Genomic DNA, 16,964 nt, shown 5'->3' on the forward strand with positions numbered 1-16,964 from the left:
GGGCGCCCGGTGCCCGCTCCTGGATGGTCTGGCCTGATATCTCGCAGTTTGTACCCCGATGGATGCAAGCGCACCCCCTGGCGGCGAGCAGCCGAGCGCCCCAGGCGGCACGGTGGAGGAGCGGTCGCCCTCGGTCCCGGTCACGTGGGGCGCTGGCACATCTGTCCGCACGGCCCGAGCTGGAACAGACGGGTGATGGGAACGACGGAATCGGACAAGACGGAAGGAACCGGGATGCGTCTCACCCACGCGAAGGACCGCTCTGCGACGGCGCCGCCGCCGGTCGCGACGGCGCCCGTGGCGTCACTTCCGCGCAGGCCGGCGGCCAGTGACCGGGACGAAGACGACATGACCGATGCGTGGCGGGCGGTCAGCGGGCCACTGCCCGGCAGCCCTGCCGAAGTGCGGGCGGTCGACTCGGACGTGCCCGGCGCCGTCGGCCGGATGCTCGACCATGTGCTGGCAGAGCGCCTGCGTCGCGCCCGACTGGCGGATCCCCGGTTCGCCGAAGAACTGGCCGAACCGGTGACGCGCTTCACCCTGGAGGGCGGCAAGCGCACGCGCGCCCAGCTGGTGTGGTGGACGTTCCGGGCCTGCGCGGGCCGCGACCCGATGCCCGCGGGAGCAGCCCTGCGGATCGGGGCCGCTCTGGAACTGCTCCAGACCTGCGCGCTGGTCCAGGACGACGTGATGGACCGGGCGGCGCTGCGCCGCGGCCGGCCCGCACTGCACACGGATCTGTCCGGCAGGTTTGCCGGCCGGCGAGGGGACGAGCGTGCTGAGTGGTTCGGGCAGTCGGCGGCGGTTCTCGCGGGTGACCTGGCACTGGCGTGGGCCGACGATCTAGTGGCGGAAACGCCGCTGCCACCCTGGCCAGGGGCAGTGGTACGGCGACTATGGGGCGACCTGCGCACGGAGATGGTCGCAGGCCAGTATCTGGACGTACAGGGCCAGATGATGGTGGCGCGGTCCCTGACCGGCGCGCTGCGCGCTGCCCGCCTCAAGAGCGCTTTGTACTCGGTAGAGCGGCCGCTCGCCCTGGGGGCGACCGTGGCGGGCGCGGACGATGCGACGCTTCGCCTGCTGTGCGGCGCCGGACGCTGCGTCGGCATGGCGTTCCAGCTGCGCGACGACCTCGACGACGTCTTCGGCGACCCGCGGGAGACCGGCAAGACGTGCGGCGGCGACATCCGGGAGGACAAGCACACCTACCTGGCCGCGGTCGCCCGCGCACGCGCCGAGGCCGCCGGCGACGGCGCCGCGCTGGCCGTGCTCGACCGGTGGCTCGGTGACGCGGCCCTCAACGAGCAGGGTCTGGACGAGGTGCGCGACGTACTGGTCGCCACGGGCGCACGCGCCACCGTGCAGGCCAGGCTCGACCGACTCGCCGCACAGGGACTGCGGCACTTCGACGATGCCGTGCTCGACGCGGAGGCCGCAGCACCGCTGCGCCGTCTGCTGCTCGCCACGGCCGGCGCGCGGCCGGGCACGGATGCCGCCGTACCTCTGCGGCCCGGGGACAGCGGGTACGAAACTCCTGCCTACCACGGCGCGGGGGACAACCAGTGACCCGCACCCTGCCCGGTCCCACCGATCACGTGGTAGTCGTCGGCGCCGGCCTCGCCGGGCTGTCGGCAGCGCTGCACCTGCTGGGGGCCGGACGCCAGGTCACCGTCGTCGAGCGTGAAGAGCTGCCCGGCGGCCGGGCCGGGCGCCTCGACCTGGCCGGATACCGCATCGATACCGGCCCGACCGTACTGACCATGCCCGACCTGGCCGACGAGGCGTTCGCCGCCGTCGGCCAGAATCTGAACGATCGGGTCGAGCTGATCCCCCTGCACCCGGCCTACCGGGCCTGCTTCGCCGACGGCAGCAGCCTTGACGTGCACACCGGCGCGGACGCGATGGCCGCCGAAGTGGAGCGGTTCGCCGGGGCGGCCGAGGCAGCGGGCTACCGTCGCCTGCGCGAGTGGCTTCAGCGGCTGTACCGAGTTCAAATGCGCCGGTTCATCGACACCAACTTCGACTCACCGCTCGGCCTGCTCACCACCGACCTCGCCCGGCTGGCCGCCCTCGGCGGGTTCGGCCGCCTGGACCCGCAGATCGGCCGTTTCCTGAGCGACGAACGGCTGCGCCGCGTGTTCTCCTTCCAGGCCCTGTACGCGGGTGTGCCCCCGGCGCGGGCGCTGGCCGCCTACGCGGTCATCGCCTACATGGACACCGTCGCCGGCGTGTACTTCCCGCGGGGCGGTATGCACGCCCTTCCCCGTGCGATGGCGGACACGGCCGCCGCAGCCGGCGCCGAGTTCCAGTTCGGACAGCGGGTGACTCATCTGGAGCGCTCGGGTGAGCGGATCACGGCGGTCGTCACCGACAGCGCCCGCATCCCGTGCGACGCGGTCGTCCTTACTCCGGACCTGCCCGTCGCGTACCGGCTGCTCGGACGGCGTCCGCGCAGACCTCTGCGCCTACGTCACTCCCCCTCCGCAGTCGTCCTGCACGCCGGCACGGACCGGACCTGGCCGCAGCTCGCGCATCACACGATCCTCTTCGGCACGGCGTGGCACTCCACGTTCGACGAAATCACCCGCACCGGACGACTGATGAGCGACCCCTCGCTGCTCGTCACACGCCCCACCGCCACCGATCCCCGCCTCGCGCCGCCGGGCCACCACCTGCACTACATCCTCGCGCCCTGTCCCAACACCGACATCGGCCCGGACGCGGCTGCCTGGTCCGAGCTAGGCCCGCGCTACCGGGACAAGCTGCTGGGCGAGCTGGAGCAGCGCGGGCTGGCCGGCCTGGGAGCCGCCATCGAGCAGGAGTGTCTGGTCACCCCAGCCGACTGGCACGCGCAAGGGCATGCTGCGGGAACCCCGTTCTCGGCCGCTCACACCTTCACGCAGACCGGGCCCTTCCGGGCGCGCAACCTGGTGCGGGGCACCCACAACGCGGTCCTGGCCGGATGCGGCACCACACCCGGCGTTGGCGTGCCGACCGTGCTGCTCTCGGGAAAGCTGGCCGCGGCCCGGATCACGGGCGTACCCAGACGCGGCGGCAGCCGCTGGAGTCACTCCGCAACCGCCACTCTCCCCGACCGGACCGGCGCCCCGGCCGCCACCAGCTGCCCTGTCCCATCCGTGTTCGAAGCCGTCGAGCGCAAGCCGCCGGCCGTCCCGCGCGTGGACGAGGCATTTCGTACCTTGGCCACCACCGTGCATGAGCCGTCGGTCTCCCGGCCGGATCCCGAGGCTGCCGCCAGGCAGACCGAAGTGCCAGAGAACCCCACGGCCGCCCCGACCGAAGGCAGGGCAGGATGACCGAGCGAGAGCTGGACGCAGCGAAGATCAACGATCCGGAGCTGCGCGCCGCCTACCGGCGCTGCCGCGCCCTGAACGCTCGACACGGCAGGACCTACTTCCTGGCCACACGGCTGCTGCCCGTGGAGCGCCGACCCGCCGTGCACGCCCTCTACGGCTTCGCCCGCTGGGCTGACGACATCGTCGACTCTCTCCACTCTGGCGCCGGAGCGGATGTGCGAGCGCGAGCGCTGACCTGGCTCCAGAAGGAACTGGAGGAAGGACTGCGACAGGGTTGCAGCCGCGAGCCGGTGGTACACGCTCTCGCCGACACCGCCCGACGCTACGCCATCGACCCCGCTCACTTCCAGGACTTCATGGCCGCGATGCGCTCCGACCTGGTCGTGACCTCCTACCCCACCTACGCCGACCTGCGCGCCTACATGCACGGGTCGGCCGCAGTGATCGGGCTCGAGATGCTCCCCGTACTGGGCACGGTCGGGCCGTGCAACGAGGCCGCGCCCTACGCCGCGTCGCTCGGCGTCGCCTTCCAACTCACCAACTTCCTCCGCGACGTCGGCGAGGACCTCGACCGCGGGCGCATCTACCTACCCACCGACCTGCTCGCCGCTCACGGCGTCGACCGGGCGCTCCTCAGTTGGAGCCGCGCGACGCGCCGAACGGACCGCCGGATCACCGCCGCACTCAGAGAATTCGAGACACTGACCCGCAATGTGTACCGGGCCGCGATGCCCGGTGTCGAACTGCTCGACCCGGTGTCGCGCCCCTGCATCCGCACCGCAGCCGTCCTGTACGGCGGCATCCTGGACGCCATTGCCCGCGAGGGCTACACCGTGCTGCACCGGCGCGGGGTAGTACAGCGGCGGCGCAGAGCGGTGGTCGCCGCCGACGGGCTGGTCCGGGTGACAGCCGCCCGCTTCCGCGCGCGACCCAGACCCAGACCCGGACACGGCCCGTACAACCGTGCCCTACCCGCAACCGCGCTCCCACCGGCGACGGCCGACCACTCCGCTGGGGAGGTCACGTGAACCGCCGCCTACCGCTGTCCCTGCGCCGCCACGCCGTGCCCTGGCAGGATCAGCGGCCCACCTGGCCCGAGGCGCGGCCCGGGCTGATCGCCGGCGCGCTGAAGCGGGCCCAGAGTCGCGAGTCAGGGAACTGGTACGTCGTCGGCGCCTCCAGCACCCTGCGGGGCGACGGCAAGCTGGGGCGGACCGTGGCGGGGCAGGAGGTCGTGGTGTGGCGAGGGCCTGACGGGCGCCTCGTCGGCGGACCAGGAACCTGCCCGCACATGGGGGCACCGCTGCGCGACAGCCCGGTGCGGTGCGGCGCGCTGGTGTGCCACTGGCACGGGCTGGCCCTGGACGGCCGCTCGCACGCAGGCTGGTCGCCGCTGCCGGTACACGACGACGGGGTGCTCGTCTGGACACGACTGGACGCGGTAGGCGGCGAGGAGCCGCTGGACGCACCGGTCCTACCGCGGCGACCCGATCCTAGGCGCGCAGTGACAGCCGTCCACACCTGCGTAGGTGTCTGTGAGCCCGAGGACATCATGGCCAACCGGCTCGATCCGTGGCACGGGGCATGGTTCCACCCCTACTCTTTCGTCGACCTGACGGTGGTGAACGTACCCGGCTGTTCAGACGACGGCCCGGACGCCCTCACTGTCGACGTGTCCTTCAAGGTGGCGGGCCCACTGGTCGTGCCGGTACGCGCCGTCTTTACCGCCCCCGAACCCCGCACTGTCGTCATGCACATCACCGAGGGTGAGGGCGCGGGCTCCACCGTGGAGACCCATGCCACGCCACTTGGCGCGGACGACACGGGCCGGCCGCGGACCGCCGTCATCGAGGCGGTGATCGCAGCCTCGAACCGCCCCGGGTTCGGTGCCGCACGTCTGGCCGCACCTCTGCTGCGTCCCCTGGCGCGCGCCGCAGCCAGCCGACTGTGGCGGGATGACCTGGCCTACGCCGAGCGCCGCTGGCAACTACGGTCGACTGGCCGGTTTCCAGGCTGAGCGGCTGCGGCGCAAGCCACCCCGGTCAGTCCCTGCCGTGGACGGGCGCCGTCCAGCCCGTGCACCGCGTAGGCGCCCGTCAGAGCATGCGGATCGGCCGTGGTCATGCGGCCACCCCCAGGCAGTCACGGAGCCGGACGAGTCCGTCGCGCAGCCGGGTCTTGACCATGCCGAGCGGCGGCGCGAGCGCCTCGGGTTTCGCAGATGGGTTCATGCTGATGTGTACAGATTCCTTCGCCATATTTCTCCCGTGGGCGTGGCAGGCCGGAACATTCCCGTGTAATCCGGGGCCACGCGAGCCGCGGATCGGCCGCATGCGAACGGCGGGCAGCATACGGCGTCTTCTCGCACGACACCCGCGCCCGCATGTCGCCCCCACCGCACCGAAGGGCCCGGTCATTCACCGGCCCCATGGCACGGCCACCCGGCAGACGCGGTCGTCGCCGACGCCCGTCGCGATGCGGTCCGGGAGGGGCTCGGCGATTCTGAAGACGTAGGCCAGGTGTCGGGAGGAGCGCCTCATGCCGAGGGAGACGATCCGCAAGGACGCTGCGCCGCGTGTGACGCCGCATCTCACCGACTACGAACAGGCTCGCTCCGATTTCACCTGGTCACAGGCGCGTGACGCGCTGGCCGGTCTGCCGTCCGGCGGCCTGAACATGGCGTACGAGGCGGTCGACAGGCATACGGGTCCGGGGCGCGCGGACAAGGCCGCCCTGCGGTGCGTCTCCCGCGACAACACCGTCTCGACCGTCACGTACGGCGAACTGGCCCGTCGTACGTCCCGCTTCGCGAACGTCCTGCGGTCGCTCGGCGTCGGCCACGGCGACCGCGTGTTCACCCTGCTCGGTCGCTGCCCCGAGCTCTACACCGCGGTGCTGGGCACGCTGAAGAACACCAGCGTGCTGTGCCCGCTCTTCTCCGCCTTCGGGCCCGACCCGGTGGAACAGCGCTTGCACCTGGGCGACGCCAGGGTCCTGGTCACCACCGCGGCCCTCTATCACCGCAAGGTGGCCGAGCGCCGGACGTCGCTGCCCGGCCTGGAACACGTGGTGATCGTCGGGCCCGGCGCCGCGGACCTGCCCGGCACGGTCTCCTTCGACGAGCTGATGTCCGCCGCCCCGGACACCTTCACGATCCCGCCGACCTCGCCCGAGGACATGGCCCTGGTGCACTTCACCAGTGGCACCACGGGCACTCCCAAGGGCGCGATCCATGTCCACGAGGCGGTGGTCGCCCATTACGCCACGGCCGCGTACGCGCTGGACCTGCACCCCGAGGACGTGTACTGGTGCACCGCCGACCCCGGCTGGGTCACCGGCATGTCGTACGGCATCATCGCCCCGCTCGTCCACGGCGTGACGGTGGTCGTCGACGAGGGCGACTACGAGGCCCGGCGCTGGTACCGCGTCCTCGGCGAGCAGAAGGTCACCGTCTGGTACACCGCGCCCACCGCTCTGCGGATGCTCATGCGCGTGACCCCGCGCGAGGGACCGTACGACCTGCCGCGCTCCTACGACCTGTCGGCCCTGCGCTTCATCGCTTCCGTCGGCGAACCCCTCAACCCCGAGGCCGTGGTCTGGGGCCGGGATGCGCTGGGACTGCCGGTGCACGACAACTGGTGGCAGACCGAGACCGGCTGCATCATGATCGCGAACTTCGCGGCCTGCGACATCCGGGCCGGCTCGATGGGACGCCCCCTGCCGGGCATCGAGGCCGCGGTACTGCAGCAGGGCGAGGACGGACGGGCCCTGGTCGTCGACGGCAAGGTGCGGGAGGTGGAAGGCCATGACGCGAGCGGTGAGTTGGCGCTTCGCCCTGGCTGGCCGTCGATGTTCCGCGGCTATCTGCACGACAAGGAGCGGTACGAAGCCGCGTTCGCCGACGGCTGGTACCTGACCGGCGACCTGGTGCGGCGGGATGCGGACGGCTGGTACTGGTTCGTGGGACGCGCCGACGACGTCATCAAGTCGGCGGGCCACCTCATCGGCCCGTTCGAGGTGGAGAGCGCGCTGATGGAGCACGCGGCGGTCGCCGAGGCCGGAGTGATCGGCCGGCCGGACCCCGTGGCCGGGAACGTGGTCAAGGCGTTCGTCTCGCTGCGCCCCGGCATCGAGCCGTCCGCGGAGCTGGAACGGGAGCTGCTGGCCTTCGCCCGTCGACGGCTGGGCCCCGCCGTCGCGCCCAGGGAGATCGCGTTCGACGAGAACCTGCCCAAGACCCGCAGCGGCAAGGTCATGCGCCGACTGCTGCGCGCACGTGAACTCGGCCTACCTGTCGGTGACTTGTCCACCTTGGAGGGATCCGCATGAGTGTGGCGCGCCCCGCACGCACCCGGCAGGCCACGCCTGCCCCGAAGCCTGCGAAGAAGACGGCGAGAAGCGGTCAGAGTCCGCGGACCGCGCCTCCTGCCGACCGGTCGGCCGCCGGGCACCGAACGGACCTGCTGGAGGCGATGCTGCGCATCCGGCGCTTCGAGGAACGTTGCGTCGAGCTGTACAGCGCCGCGAAGATCCGCGGCTTCGTCCACCTCTACATCGGCGAAGAGGCCGTCGCCGTCGGCGTCAACGAAGTGCTGACGCCCGAGGACGCGGTCGTCTCGACCTATCGCGAACACGGCCACGCACTGGCCCGCGGCATCACGGCCGAGGCCGTCATGGCCGAGATGTACGGCAAGGTGACCGGCTGCAGTGGGGGGCGGGGCGGATCCATGCACCTGTTCGACGCGAGCCGCCGCTTCTACGGCGGCAGCGCGATCGTCGCCGGCGGTCTCCCACTGGCCGCGGGTCTCGCCCTCGCCGGCCGCATGCGCGGGCAGAACCACGTCACCTGCTGCTTCTTCGGCGACGGAGCCTTCGCCGAGGGCGAGTTCCATGAGACGGCGAACCTCGCCGCTCTGTGGAACCTGCCGTTGTTGCTCGCCTGCGAGAACAACCTGTACGCCATGGGCACCGCCCTCGCCCGCGAGCACGCGCAGACCGACCTGGCCATGCGCGCCGCCTCCTACGGCATGCCCGCCTGGGCCGTGGACGGCATGGACGTCGAAGCCGTCGAGCAGGCCGCACGACGGGCCGTCGAAGGCATCCGGGCCGGCTCCGGACCGCACTTCCTGGAGCTGCGCACGTACCGCTTCCGTGCCCACTCGATGTACGACCCGGACCGCTACCGCGACAAAGCGGAGATCGAACAGTGGAAGGTCCGAGACCCGATCAACCGGCTGACGGACCGCATGCGCGAGGACGGCCGGCCGGTCGACGAGGAGCTCGAACAGATCGAGCAGCGGATCACCGAGGAGATCGACCACGCCGTCGAAGCAGCCGAGAAGGCGCCCGAGGAGCCGGTCGAGAACCTCCTCCGCCATGTCACCAGTGCTCGGCAGGGGCGGTGAGTCGGCTGTGGGCGCCCGAGGGACGGAAGAGTCGAAGACGACCTACCGGGAGGCGATGCGCGAGGCGATGCGGGAGGCCCTGCGCTCCGACGACCGTGTCTTTCTCATGGGCGAGGACGTGGGCCGTTACGGCGGGTGCTTCGGTGTCAGCTTCGGCCTGCTGGAGGAGTTCGGCCCCGAACGCGTCCGCGACACCCCCCTGTCGGAGTCCGCGTTCGTGGGCGCCGGCATCGGCGCGGCCCTGGCCGGGATGCGGCCCATCGTCGAGATCATGACGGTCAACTTCAGCCTGCTGGCAATGGACCAGATCCTCAACAACGCCGCCACCCTGCTGCACATGTCCGGAGGCCAGCTGCCCGTACCGATCGTCATCCGGATGACCACGGGCGCCGGACGGCAGCTCGCCGCCCAACACTCGCACAGCCTTGAGGGGTGGTACGCCCACATCCCCGGCATCCGTGTCCTCGCCCCCGCGACGATCGAGGACGCCCGCCACATGTTGGCTCCGGCGCTCGCCGACCCCGATCCGGTGCTGATCTTCGAGCACGGAAGCCTGTACGGCCTCACTGGCGAACTCCGCCCGCCCACCGGCCCCGTGGACCTGGACCACGCCGCGATCCGCAGGCCCGGAACCGACATCTCCCTCATCACGTACGGGGGTTCGCTGCCCAAAGCCCTTGCCGCGGCGGACCAACTGGCCGCCGAGGGCGTCGACGCCGAGGTGATCGACCTGCGCACGCTCCGGCCTCTGGACGACGCGGCCATCGCCGCTTCCGTGGCTCGTACCCACCGTGCGGTGGTCATCGACGAGGGCTGGCGCACCGGAAGTCTCGCCGCGGAGGTGTGCGCCCGTATCGCCGAGCGGTCGTTCTACGAACTGGACGCGCCCGTCGAGCGGGTGTGCAGCGCGGAGGTGCCCATCCCCTACGCCCGGCGGCTGGAGGAAGCCGCTCTTCCGCAGAGCGCCGGCATCGTCGCGGCCGCACACCGGGCGGTGGACTGAGCCATGGCCGAGTTCACCATGCCCTCCCTGGGCGCCGACATGGACGAGGGCACACTCCAGGAATGGCTCGTACAGCCCGGTGACCTGGTTCACAAGGGCGATCCGGTGGCCGTCGTCGAGACCGCGAAGTCCGCGATCGAGGTGGAGTGCTTCGCGACCGGCAGGATGGGGGAGCTGCTCGTCGAGCCGGGCACGACGGTGCCGGTCGGCACGCCGCTCGCGCTGATCGAGCCGACGGCGGAGGGCGCCGGGAGACCCGGGGAGGCCGAGGAGAAACCGCCGGTCCGGCCCGCGCCGGCCCCGGTATCCGCGCCGGCCCCGGTATCCCCGACCCGGGTATCCGCGCCGACCGCGGGCCAGGACGGTGGGCACATCGAGGCAGGCCCCTTGGTCCGCCACCTCGCGGAGCAGACCGGCGTCGATCTGGAAGCCGTCCGGGGATCGGGTCCCGGAGGGCGTCTGACCCGAACCGACGTCGAGCGGGCAGCGGTCGCCACGACGGCGGCCGGGCAGGCGCGTGTTCGGGCCACCCCGCTCGCCCGTCGGCTCGCCGCCGAACTGGACATCGACCTCGCCACGGTGACCGGCACGGGCAGGGATGCCACCGTCCGTGCCGCGGACGTACGCGAGGCAGCCCCTGGTCCCGCGGCCCCGCCCCCGCGGCACGTCGCCGCCCCGACGTCTCCTGCGCACCCTCCGGAGGACCGGACGGCAGCCATGCGCCAGGCGATCGCCGCCCTGATGACCCGCGCCAACCGGGACATCCCGCACTATTACCTGTCCACCACGATCGACATGGCCCCGGCGATGGACTGGCTCCACGAACACAACCGGCGCAGCCCCGTCACCGAGCGGATACTTCCTGCGGCCCTGCTGCTCAAGGCAGCCGCCCTGGCGGCCCGGGAGGTGCCCGCGCTCAACGGCTTCTGGGCCGATGACCACTTCACCGCCGGCGAGGGCGTACACCTCGGCGTCGCCGTGTCCCTGCGCGGTGGAGGTCTCGTCGCCCCCGCCCTGCACGACGCCGACGCACTCGGACTCCGGGAGCTGATGACGGGCCTGAAGGACCTGGTCGCGCGTGCCCGCACGGGCAGGCTGCGCAGCTCCGAAGTGTCCGACCCCACGATCACGGTCACCAATCTCGGTGATCAGGGCGTGGAAGCGGTCTTCGGCGTCATCTACCCGCCACAAGTCGCCCTGGTCGGTTTCGGACGGGTCGTCGACCGGCCGTGCGCCGTCGACGGCCTGCTGGGCGTACGGCCCGTCGTCACGGCCACCCTGTCGGCAGACCACCGAGCGACGGACGGCGCCACCGGAGCGCACTACCTCATGGCCGTCGACCACCTCCTGCAGAACCCGGAGCAGCTGTGAACCGAACCGAGGCACTCGACGTGGTCAAGGAGTCGATCGCCCAGGTCGTCCCCGACGCCGATCTGGCCGGGCTGGGCCTCGACGACACCTTCCGAGACGCCCTTGAGATGGACTCGCTGGACTTCCTCAGCCTCGTCGAGATCCTCAGCGAACGCACCGGTGTCCGCATCGACGACGAGGACACCCCCCACCTCACCACGCTCTCCGGCAGCGCCGACTTTCTCGTCGCCCGCACCGAGTGACGGGCGCCGTCGACCGGGCGCGGCACGACAGGCGGGTTCCGGCGGAACCCGATCACCGCCGAGTGCCGCCGCTGCTTCGCAGCCGCCGCCGGGCTACCGTCCCCGGTACAGCCGGTCGAGGTCGACGAGTACGACGTGTCCGTTGTCCTCGGCCGCACGGAGCGCGGAGGTGAAGCCGACTCCGCTGTAGCAGGCGGGTCGGGTGTGGGCGACGTCCTCACCGTGGGCGGCGAGGAGGTCGAGGAGGTGACGGAGCTGTTCCAGGTGGTGCAGGTCCATGACCTGGTCCCAGCGCGTCACCCCCACGGACAGCAGGGCCGAGGGGCGCGTGTCGGTCGGGCCGCGTACGACCACCTCCGCTTGCACGTCGGGGCCGGCAACGCGCGCCGGGTCGGGGAGTGAGCCGTAGGCGGCCGTCGCGGGGGGCGCGCCGAAGACGGCCGGGTCGGCGAAGTCCATGACCCAGTCCCGGCAGATCTGGGCGAAATGGGGGCCGACCACCGCGGAGTCGAAGACGGGACGCATGTGCCGCCAGACCTCGTCGCCGCCTTGCTGCTCCAGCGCCGAGCGGTGGGACCACACGGCCGCGTGTTCGAAGGCCAGCAGTGGCTCGGTGACGCGCAGCCGGATCAGGTTCGGGCGGAAGGCGTCGGGCTCGCCGTGCAGCAGACCGTTCTCCCGCAGCAGCGCCAGACAGCGGGCGGCATCGGTGAGCGGAGCGCCGAGGCGCTCCGCGATCTCGCCCTGTGTCGAGCAGCCCGAGGCGACGGCGGCGAGTGCGGAGTGGCACAGTGCGCGGTCCCAGTGGTCGGTCTCCTCCTGCAGCAGGTGATGTGCCTCCAGGAACAGGGGGGTCCGGGGGTTGAGCACGGTTCTGCACACCCAGGCGTCGAAGTCGTCCGGCCCGGCGGGCGCGCGCTCCCCGGCGTAGCCCCAGTAGGCAGGCGTTCCGCCGACGACGGCATGGACCAGCAGCGCGAGGCTGAGGTCGTCGATGTCCCACAGCCGCGCGGCCTGTCGGTAGTCCAGCGGACGCAGGGTGAGATGCAGGTCGGTCAGCCCGCGCAGCGGTGAGGCCGCGCTGAACAGCCGGTGCATCACCGGCAGGGTGCTGCCGCTCAGCAGCAGGCGCGCACGGTTGTCGGGGTTTGTCGCGCGCAGACGCCGGTAGGCGCTGTGGATGGCGGAGGGCAGCGGGGGACTCTGCCGTACGAGGTCGGGGAATTCGTCGATGACGATCGGGACGGGCCGCCGGTCTCCCAGCGCGAGCAACGCGTCGACGGCCTCCTCCCAGCCATGCCAGGGGCTCGGCGGCCTTGTGCCCGTGTACCGGGACAGTTCGTCGGCCAGCCGGCGCAGGGACTCGGCCTGAGTCGCCGACTGCGCTCCGAAGTAGAAGCCGCCCAGGGCGGCGGTGAGTGACTTCAGGAGGTGTGTCTTGCCCTGCCGCAGCCGTCCCGACACCACGCCGAGGCCGGGTCCGGGCCGGGTGTCACCGGCGAACGCGACGAGCGCGTCCCACTCGGCGTCGCGGTCGAAAACCGTCTTCGGCTTCGCGGGACGGGAAACGTCGGACGGCGACACGACTTCTCCCCTCGCTCGGCGGCGCTCCTGCCACCAGTACAACGTCGATTGCCGGACACCGCGACATGAGCGGCCACCTACGGGCAGCAGCAGGTCAGGCCCTGACGGCGCCTCCTTTGCCGCCCGTGTCCTCTCGGCCCGTCAGTTCCTGTCCCGTTCCGTCCCGCTGTGCCAGGGCCGGACCTCTCTGCGGCGGCCCGCCACGCGGCGGATGCGCCTGCGGGGTTGCGCGCGATCCGTGTGCGATCCGGGCCCGGTCCGCGGGTGCGCCCGACGTGTCGCGTGCGTCGTGCGCTGCCGGCTGTTCCCGGGCACCGAACGAGCCCGTCGGCCGTCCGCTGACGCGCACCGGCCACGCGGTCGGTCCTACGCGACGACCATGTCGTCGATGGAGTAGTCGATCAGCGGCCTGACCGTGACGACCCCGTCCACGCCGTTGGCGAGTCGTTCGGCGATCTGGGCGGTGCTGCGGTTCTCGACCTCGCCGCGCAGGGTGACGACACCGTCGTGAACCTGGACCTGCACCTCCGTGCCGCCCAGTCGCAGCATCCCTTTCAGCACGTCATCGCGGATCTCCTCGCGGATCTCATCGTCCGGGCGCAGGAAGACGCGCAGCAGGTCCGAGCGGCTGACGATGCCGATGATGCGGTCGGTCTCGTCCACGACCAGCAGCCGCCTGACCCGGTGGTGGTCCATCGTCCGGGCCGCCTGGGCGACCGGCCAGTCGGCGTGAGCGGTGACCACGGGTGCGGTCATCAGCCCGGCGGCGTTCTCCGCGCGCGCCTTGGCCCTCTCGTGCGGCCATCCGGGGGCTTCTTCCCGCTCGCCGTACTGCTTCTTGGGTTGCTCTGCCTGTTTGCGGAGCAGGTCGGCTTCGGAGACCAGTCCCATGAGCGCACCACGTGGGTCGGCCACGGGCACGGCGCTGATGCCATGGGCGGTCAGGACGGAGGTGATCTCTTTGAACGGGGTGTCAGGGCCGACGGTGACGACATCGCGAGTCATCACTTCGCCGACGGTGCTGTGCTGGGCGGACATCGTGACGGTTCCTTCCTGCGTGCGCATCGCGCGGATGCCGGCTCGCGTCCCCCTTCTCCGTCCTCACCGAGCGCTGCCGCCATGAGAGGGTCCGAGGCGCGAAGGAAGGGTCGGGGATCTTCCGCGCGGCGTCGACGGCGGCCAGGAGCGTGCGGGAAGTCTCGCAGCCCATCCTCATGCCCCCTTCCGCCGGCCACCCCACGTGGTCGCGCGGGTGCGGATCGAGGTCCGGCCGTCCGACCCGCCGATCGCGTCCCTGCGGGAGCGGTGGTTCAGCCCTCGATCTCGATGTGATGGGGCTTGGCCGCCTGAGCCTTGGGGACGGCGACAGTGAGGATGCCGTCGGCAAGGGTGGCGTGCACGTCCTCGGCCTTCACCTCGGTGGGCAGCAGCACCCGGTACTCGAACTGCCCGGTGCGGCGCGTGGTGCGGCGCAGGACGCCTTCCCGTTCGCGTTCCTTCAGCTCCCCGGTGATGTGCAGTTCCCGTCCGCTGACCTCGACGTTGATGTCCTCGCGCTTGATGCCGGGCAGTTCGCACTCGATCTTGTACGCCTCGTCGGTCTCGCTCAGGTCGGCCGACGGCGCCCAGGCCGTGGACTCCGTCCAGGACGGCGCGGCGGACTCCAGGAACCGGTTCATCCGCTCGAAGAACTCATCGAACTCGGCGGCTATCGGCGGGTAGGCCCGCTCCAGCAGGTGGCCGGGCCGGTGTCGTGCGGGCAGAGTCATGAGGCTCACCTCCGCGGATATGAACTCCAAAAGCCGTGTGACTTTCTCGCTCTCCATCATGAGTGGAGGCTGCCCGGTCTGCGACTCGCACCGGCACGCACGGATGCTGTAGGAGGGCGTGCTTCGACGGCCGCCGATCAGTGCGGCGACGTCAGGGGCGACCAGGGCCGGCAGGGCGGCGCTCCGAAGGGGCGGACGAAGGCCGCCCGCCCCCCGGCGGAACGCCGTCCTCGCGGACGCCGAGCCGGGATCAGCAGGTGGGGACGCCGGACAGCCAAGCCGGGCCCTTGATGTAGATGTTGGTCACCCACGAACCGTCGGTGAGCCGCGACCAGGCGTCGTTGGTGTAGCCGTCGGCCGTCACCGTCTGGGCGTGGGCCTGGCAGACCACGTTGACCGTGGTCGGCTGCGGGAAGTAGTCCACGACTGCGGCGTCGACGTTGGCCTCGGAGTGCGTGCGCACCCCCGTGCCCCAGGTCTGGAAGGCCTTGCTGCCGCCGCTCGGCGGCGGGACGGAGGAGCCTTTGCAGTCCGGCACGCCGGGCAGCGACGCCGGGCCCTTGACGTAGATGTTCGTCAGCCACGAGCCGTCGGACAGCCGGGACCAGATGTCGTTGGTGTAGCCGTCGGCGGTGACCGTCTCGGCGTGCTCCTGGCACTGCACCGACACCTGGGTGGGCCCGGCGAAGGTGTCGACGACGGACGCGCTCACGCTCGGCGAGCTGTGGGTACGCACCTGCGTCCCCCAGGTCTCGAACGTCGTACCGCCGTCGGCAGGCGGGGGCGTGACCGCGCCGGAGCCGTCGATCCGGACGGCACCCGCGTAGTCGCCGCCGGTGCGCACCGGTGTCACCCGGATGTGGGTGCCCGACTCGTACGCCTCGACCATCTGCCCCGCGCCGAGGTACAGGGCGACGTGGTGGATGTGGCCGGAGCCCCAGAACATCAGGTCACCGGGGAGCAGGGGAGCGGTGCCCTGCGCCGCCGAGAAGCGAGCGGCCGCGTGCGAGGTGTGGAACTGGTCGTCCGCGGTGCCGTTGAGCAGGTCCTTTCCGGTCGCCTGGTAGTACGCGTACCGCATCAGGCCCGAGCAGTCGAAGCCCTTGCGTTCGTTGTCATGGAGGCTGTCGGGGTCGGAGCCGTCGTAGTAGCCGTACGTCGGACCCGGTGTGGCGCCGTGGCCGCCGCCCCAGCTGTACCACACGCCGATCTGGCTGCACGCGGCCCTGACGGCGGCCTCGGCGGCCGCCGAGGCACCCGAGGAGAGGGCGCCGCAGTCGGCCTGCTGTGCCGCGGGAGCGAGCGGGACGGCGTGTGCCGTCGCGGGCAGGGCGGCGGAGAGGGCGAGCGCCGCGGCGGTCGCCAACGACCGGCCGACGGCCCGTCGCGTTCTGGTGGTGTTCAAAGGGCACATCCTCTGTCGACGGTGCGTCGCCGGGAAGACCGCTGCCGTGACGCCCGGATATGCGCCCCGCTCCAGTGATCCATGTCACATGCCGCGGGCTCTGGGGGCCGCTCATACGCACCGGCCCCCTCCGCCGTCCCCTGGATGTGCGCGCCGCCGTCCTCTCCGGCCGGCCCGGCGGGAGCCGTCGGGGAACGGCCAAGTGAGCTGGACCAGCGCCGTGTACGCGCGCGGCGGCGCCGGCAACGAGCCCGTTCCGGGGACCCCGGGACCGGACGTGCGTGTGACCGTGCATCCGCCCCACCGGCACCGCCCCACGCCACCCCGTCCACCGACCGACTGCTCACCCCTCACCCCTCACTTCTTGGAGACCCCATGCGCTTGTTCCTTCGCGCCGCCACCGCGCTGTCCGCCACCGCGCTGGTCGCCGCCGGCACCCTCGCGTCCACCGCTCGGCCGGCCACGGCCGCCACCGCCCGGCCGTCAGCGGCGACCACGGGCCGCACGGCCGCGTTCGGGCCCTACAGCGTCACGGCGTACGAGACCGTCAACATCCGCACGCAGCCCAACACTTCGTCCCGCGCCTTCGACAAGATCCTCGCCGGGCAGACCCGCCACGATGCCCTGTGCTGGACGCACGGTGAGACCATCCAGGACCACGGCTACACCAACGACGTGTGGATCGGCTTCACCGAGGGCTGGGCCAGCGCCGTGTACCTCAAGGGGGACGCCTACGCCGGGCTGCCGGCCGACGCCCACTGCTGAGTGCCGCCACCACGCCGACGGGGCCCCGGGGCGTAGCCCGGCGCCCTGCCATGACCGCCCCCCGCATCGACACCGACACCCTGCGCCGCCTCCCCAAGGC

At 71.8% G+C, this 16,964-nt stretch carries 14 protein-coding genes and 1 pseudogene; 10 read left to right on the forward strand and 5 right to left on the reverse strand.

Features of this window, described 5'->3' with window-relative positions; translation table 11 throughout:
• The first annotated feature begins 234 nt into the window (after positions 1 to 234).
• Genes ACWDD7_RS35565 through ACWDD7_RS35580 form a run of 4 tightly spaced genes read left to right on the forward strand, consistent with a single transcriptional unit; the run spans position 235 to position 5,337 of the window.
• Positions 235 to 1,569 (forward strand): polyprenyl synthetase family protein, encoded by a 1,335-nt coding sequence (locus tag ACWDD7_RS35565; protein ID WP_450460443.1) that lies wholly within the window; start codon positions 235 to 237, stop codon positions 1,567 to 1,569.
• Complete coding sequence (locus ACWDD7_RS35570) at positions 1,566 to 3,320, forward strand: phytoene desaturase (RefSeq protein ID WP_450460444.1); 1,755 nt, start codon at positions 1,566 to 1,568, stop codon at positions 3,318 to 3,320. The genes ACWDD7_RS35565 and ACWDD7_RS35570 overlap by 4 nt, the downstream gene beginning before the upstream one ends.
• Positions 3,317 to 4,348 carry a phytoene/squalene synthase family protein gene (locus ACWDD7_RS35575; protein WP_450460445.1) on the forward strand — a complete coding sequence of 344 codons (1,032 nt, stop codon included), beginning with the start codon at positions 3,317 to 3,319 and terminating at the stop codon, positions 4,346 to 4,348. The genes ACWDD7_RS35570 and ACWDD7_RS35575 overlap by 4 nt, the downstream gene beginning before the upstream one ends.
• Positions 4,345 to 5,337: a DUF5914 domain-containing protein gene (locus ACWDD7_RS35580; protein WP_351877170.1), complete on the forward strand. Its 993-nt coding sequence runs from the start codon at positions 4,345 to 4,347 to the stop codon at positions 5,335 to 5,337. The genes ACWDD7_RS35575 and ACWDD7_RS35580 overlap by 4 nt, the downstream gene beginning before the upstream one ends.
• A gap of 103 nt (positions 5,338 to 5,440) precedes the next feature.
• On the opposite strand, the pseudogene ACWDD7_RS35585 reads toward ACWDD7_RS35580, so the two are convergent.
• Positions 5,441 to 5,530, reverse strand: a pseudogene (locus ACWDD7_RS35585) (RNA polymerase subunit sigma); the annotation flags it as partial.
• 328 nt (positions 5,531 to 5,858) lie between these two features.
• On the opposite strand from ACWDD7_RS35585, the gene acsA reads away from it, so the two are divergent.
• From acsA to ACWDD7_RS35610, 5 genes are read left to right on the forward strand one after another with little or no spacing between them, the layout of a single operon-like run.
• The gene (gene acsA / locus ACWDD7_RS35590) at positions 5,859 to 7,649 is read left to right on the forward strand and encodes an acetate--CoA ligase (RefSeq protein ID WP_450460446.1); all 1,791 of its coding nucleotides are present in this window, start codon (positions 5,859 to 5,861) and stop codon (positions 7,647 to 7,649) included.
• A complete protein-coding gene (gene pdhA / locus ACWDD7_RS35595; RefSeq protein ID WP_450460447.1) occupies positions 7,646 to 8,725 on the forward strand; it encodes a pyruvate dehydrogenase (acetyl-transferring) E1 component subunit alpha in 1,080 nt (359 codons plus the stop codon). The genes acsA and pdhA overlap by 4 nt, the downstream gene beginning before the upstream one ends.
• Positions 8,697 to 9,728 carry an alpha-ketoacid dehydrogenase subunit beta gene (locus ACWDD7_RS35600; RefSeq protein WP_450460449.1) on the forward strand — a complete coding sequence of 344 codons (1,032 nt, stop codon included), beginning with the start codon at positions 8,697 to 8,699 and terminating at the stop codon, positions 9,726 to 9,728. The genes pdhA and ACWDD7_RS35600 overlap by 29 nt, the downstream gene beginning before the upstream one ends.
• Positions 9,729 to 9,731: 3 nt before the next feature.
• A complete protein-coding gene (locus ACWDD7_RS35605) occupies positions 9,732 to 11,099 on the forward strand; it encodes a 2-oxo acid dehydrogenase subunit E2 (protein ID WP_450460451.1) in 1,368 nt (455 codons plus the stop codon).
• A complete protein-coding gene (locus ACWDD7_RS35610; RefSeq protein ID WP_351877166.1) occupies positions 11,096 to 11,341 on the forward strand; it encodes an acyl carrier protein in 246 nt (81 codons plus the stop codon). The genes ACWDD7_RS35605 and ACWDD7_RS35610 overlap by 4 nt, the downstream gene beginning before the upstream one ends.
• Before the next feature lie 93 nt (positions 11,342 to 11,434).
• Here the strand turns inward: ACWDD7_RS35610 and ACWDD7_RS35615 are convergent, their stop codons facing one another.
• The 4 genes from ACWDD7_RS35615 to ACWDD7_RS35630 all read right to left on the reverse strand — a co-directional run bounded on the left by ACWDD7_RS35615 (position 11,435) and on the right by ACWDD7_RS35630 (position 16,099).
• The gene (locus ACWDD7_RS35615; protein WP_450460452.1) at positions 11,435 to 12,925 is read right to left on the reverse strand and encodes an AAA family ATPase; all 1,491 of its coding nucleotides are present in this window, start codon (positions 12,923 to 12,925) and stop codon (positions 11,435 to 11,437) included.
• Positions 12,926 to 13,291: 366 nt separating this feature from the next.
• A complete protein-coding gene (locus tag ACWDD7_RS35620) occupies positions 13,292 to 13,963 on the reverse strand; it encodes a CBS domain-containing protein (RefSeq protein WP_392213168.1) in 672 nt (223 codons plus the stop codon).
• A gap of 272 nt (positions 13,964 to 14,235) precedes the next feature.
• Entirely contained in the window at positions 14,236 to 14,694 is a 459-nt protein-coding gene (locus ACWDD7_RS35625) for an Hsp20/alpha crystallin family protein (protein ID WP_450460453.1), read from the reverse strand.
• Between the two features lie 250 nt (positions 14,695 to 14,944).
• Entirely contained in the window at positions 14,945 to 16,099 is a 1,155-nt protein-coding gene (locus ACWDD7_RS35630) for an NlpC/P60 family protein (RefSeq protein ID WP_450460454.1), read from the reverse strand.
• 375 nt (positions 16,100 to 16,474) lie between these two features.
• Here ACWDD7_RS35630 and ACWDD7_RS35635 point away from each other — a divergent pair, with 375 nt between their 5' ends.
• On the forward strand, positions 16,475 to 16,864 hold the full coding sequence (locus ACWDD7_RS35635; protein WP_392213171.1) for an SH3 domain-containing protein: 390 nt from the start codon (positions 16,475 to 16,477) through the stop codon (positions 16,862 to 16,864).
• Positions 16,865 to 16,964 lie beyond the last annotated feature (100 nt).

This window comes from Streptomyces sp. NPDC001056, assembly GCF_053598955.1.

Bases quoted from the DNA above. Each gene is read 5' to 3' on its own strand.
- ACWDD7_RS35605 (WP_450460451.1), top strand. From the start codon at position 9,732: ATGGCCGAGTTCACCATGCCCTCCCTGGGCGCCGACATGGACGAGGGC.
- ACWDD7_RS35620 (WP_392213168.1), bottom strand. From the start codon at position 13,963: ATGTCCGCCCAGCACAGCACCGTCGGCGAAGTGATGACTCGCGATGTC.
- ACWDD7_RS35600 (WP_450460449.1), top strand. From the start codon at position 8,697: ATGTCACCAGTGCTCGGCAGGGGCGGTGAGTCGGCTGTGGGCGCCCGA.
- ACWDD7_RS35625 (WP_450460453.1), bottom strand. From the start codon at position 14,694: ATGACTCTGCCCGCACGACACCGGCCCGGCCACCTGCTGGAGCGGGCC.
- ACWDD7_RS35635 (WP_392213171.1), top strand. From the start codon at position 16,475: ATGCGCTTGTTCCTTCGCGCCGCCACCGCGCTGTCCGCCACCGCGCTG.
- acsA (WP_450460446.1), top strand. From the start codon at position 5,859: ATGCCGAGGGAGACGATCCGCAAGGACGCTGCGCCGCGTGTGACGCCG.
- pdhA (WP_450460447.1), top strand. From the start codon at position 7,646: ATGAGTGTGGCGCGCCCCGCACGCACCCGGCAGGCCACGCCTGCCCCG.
- ACWDD7_RS35565 (WP_450460443.1), top strand. From the start codon at position 235: ATGCGTCTCACCCACGCGAAGGACCGCTCTGCGACGGCGCCGCCGCCG.
- ACWDD7_RS35575 (WP_450460445.1), top strand. From the start codon at position 3,317: ATGACCGAGCGAGAGCTGGACGCAGCGAAGATCAACGATCCGGAGCTG.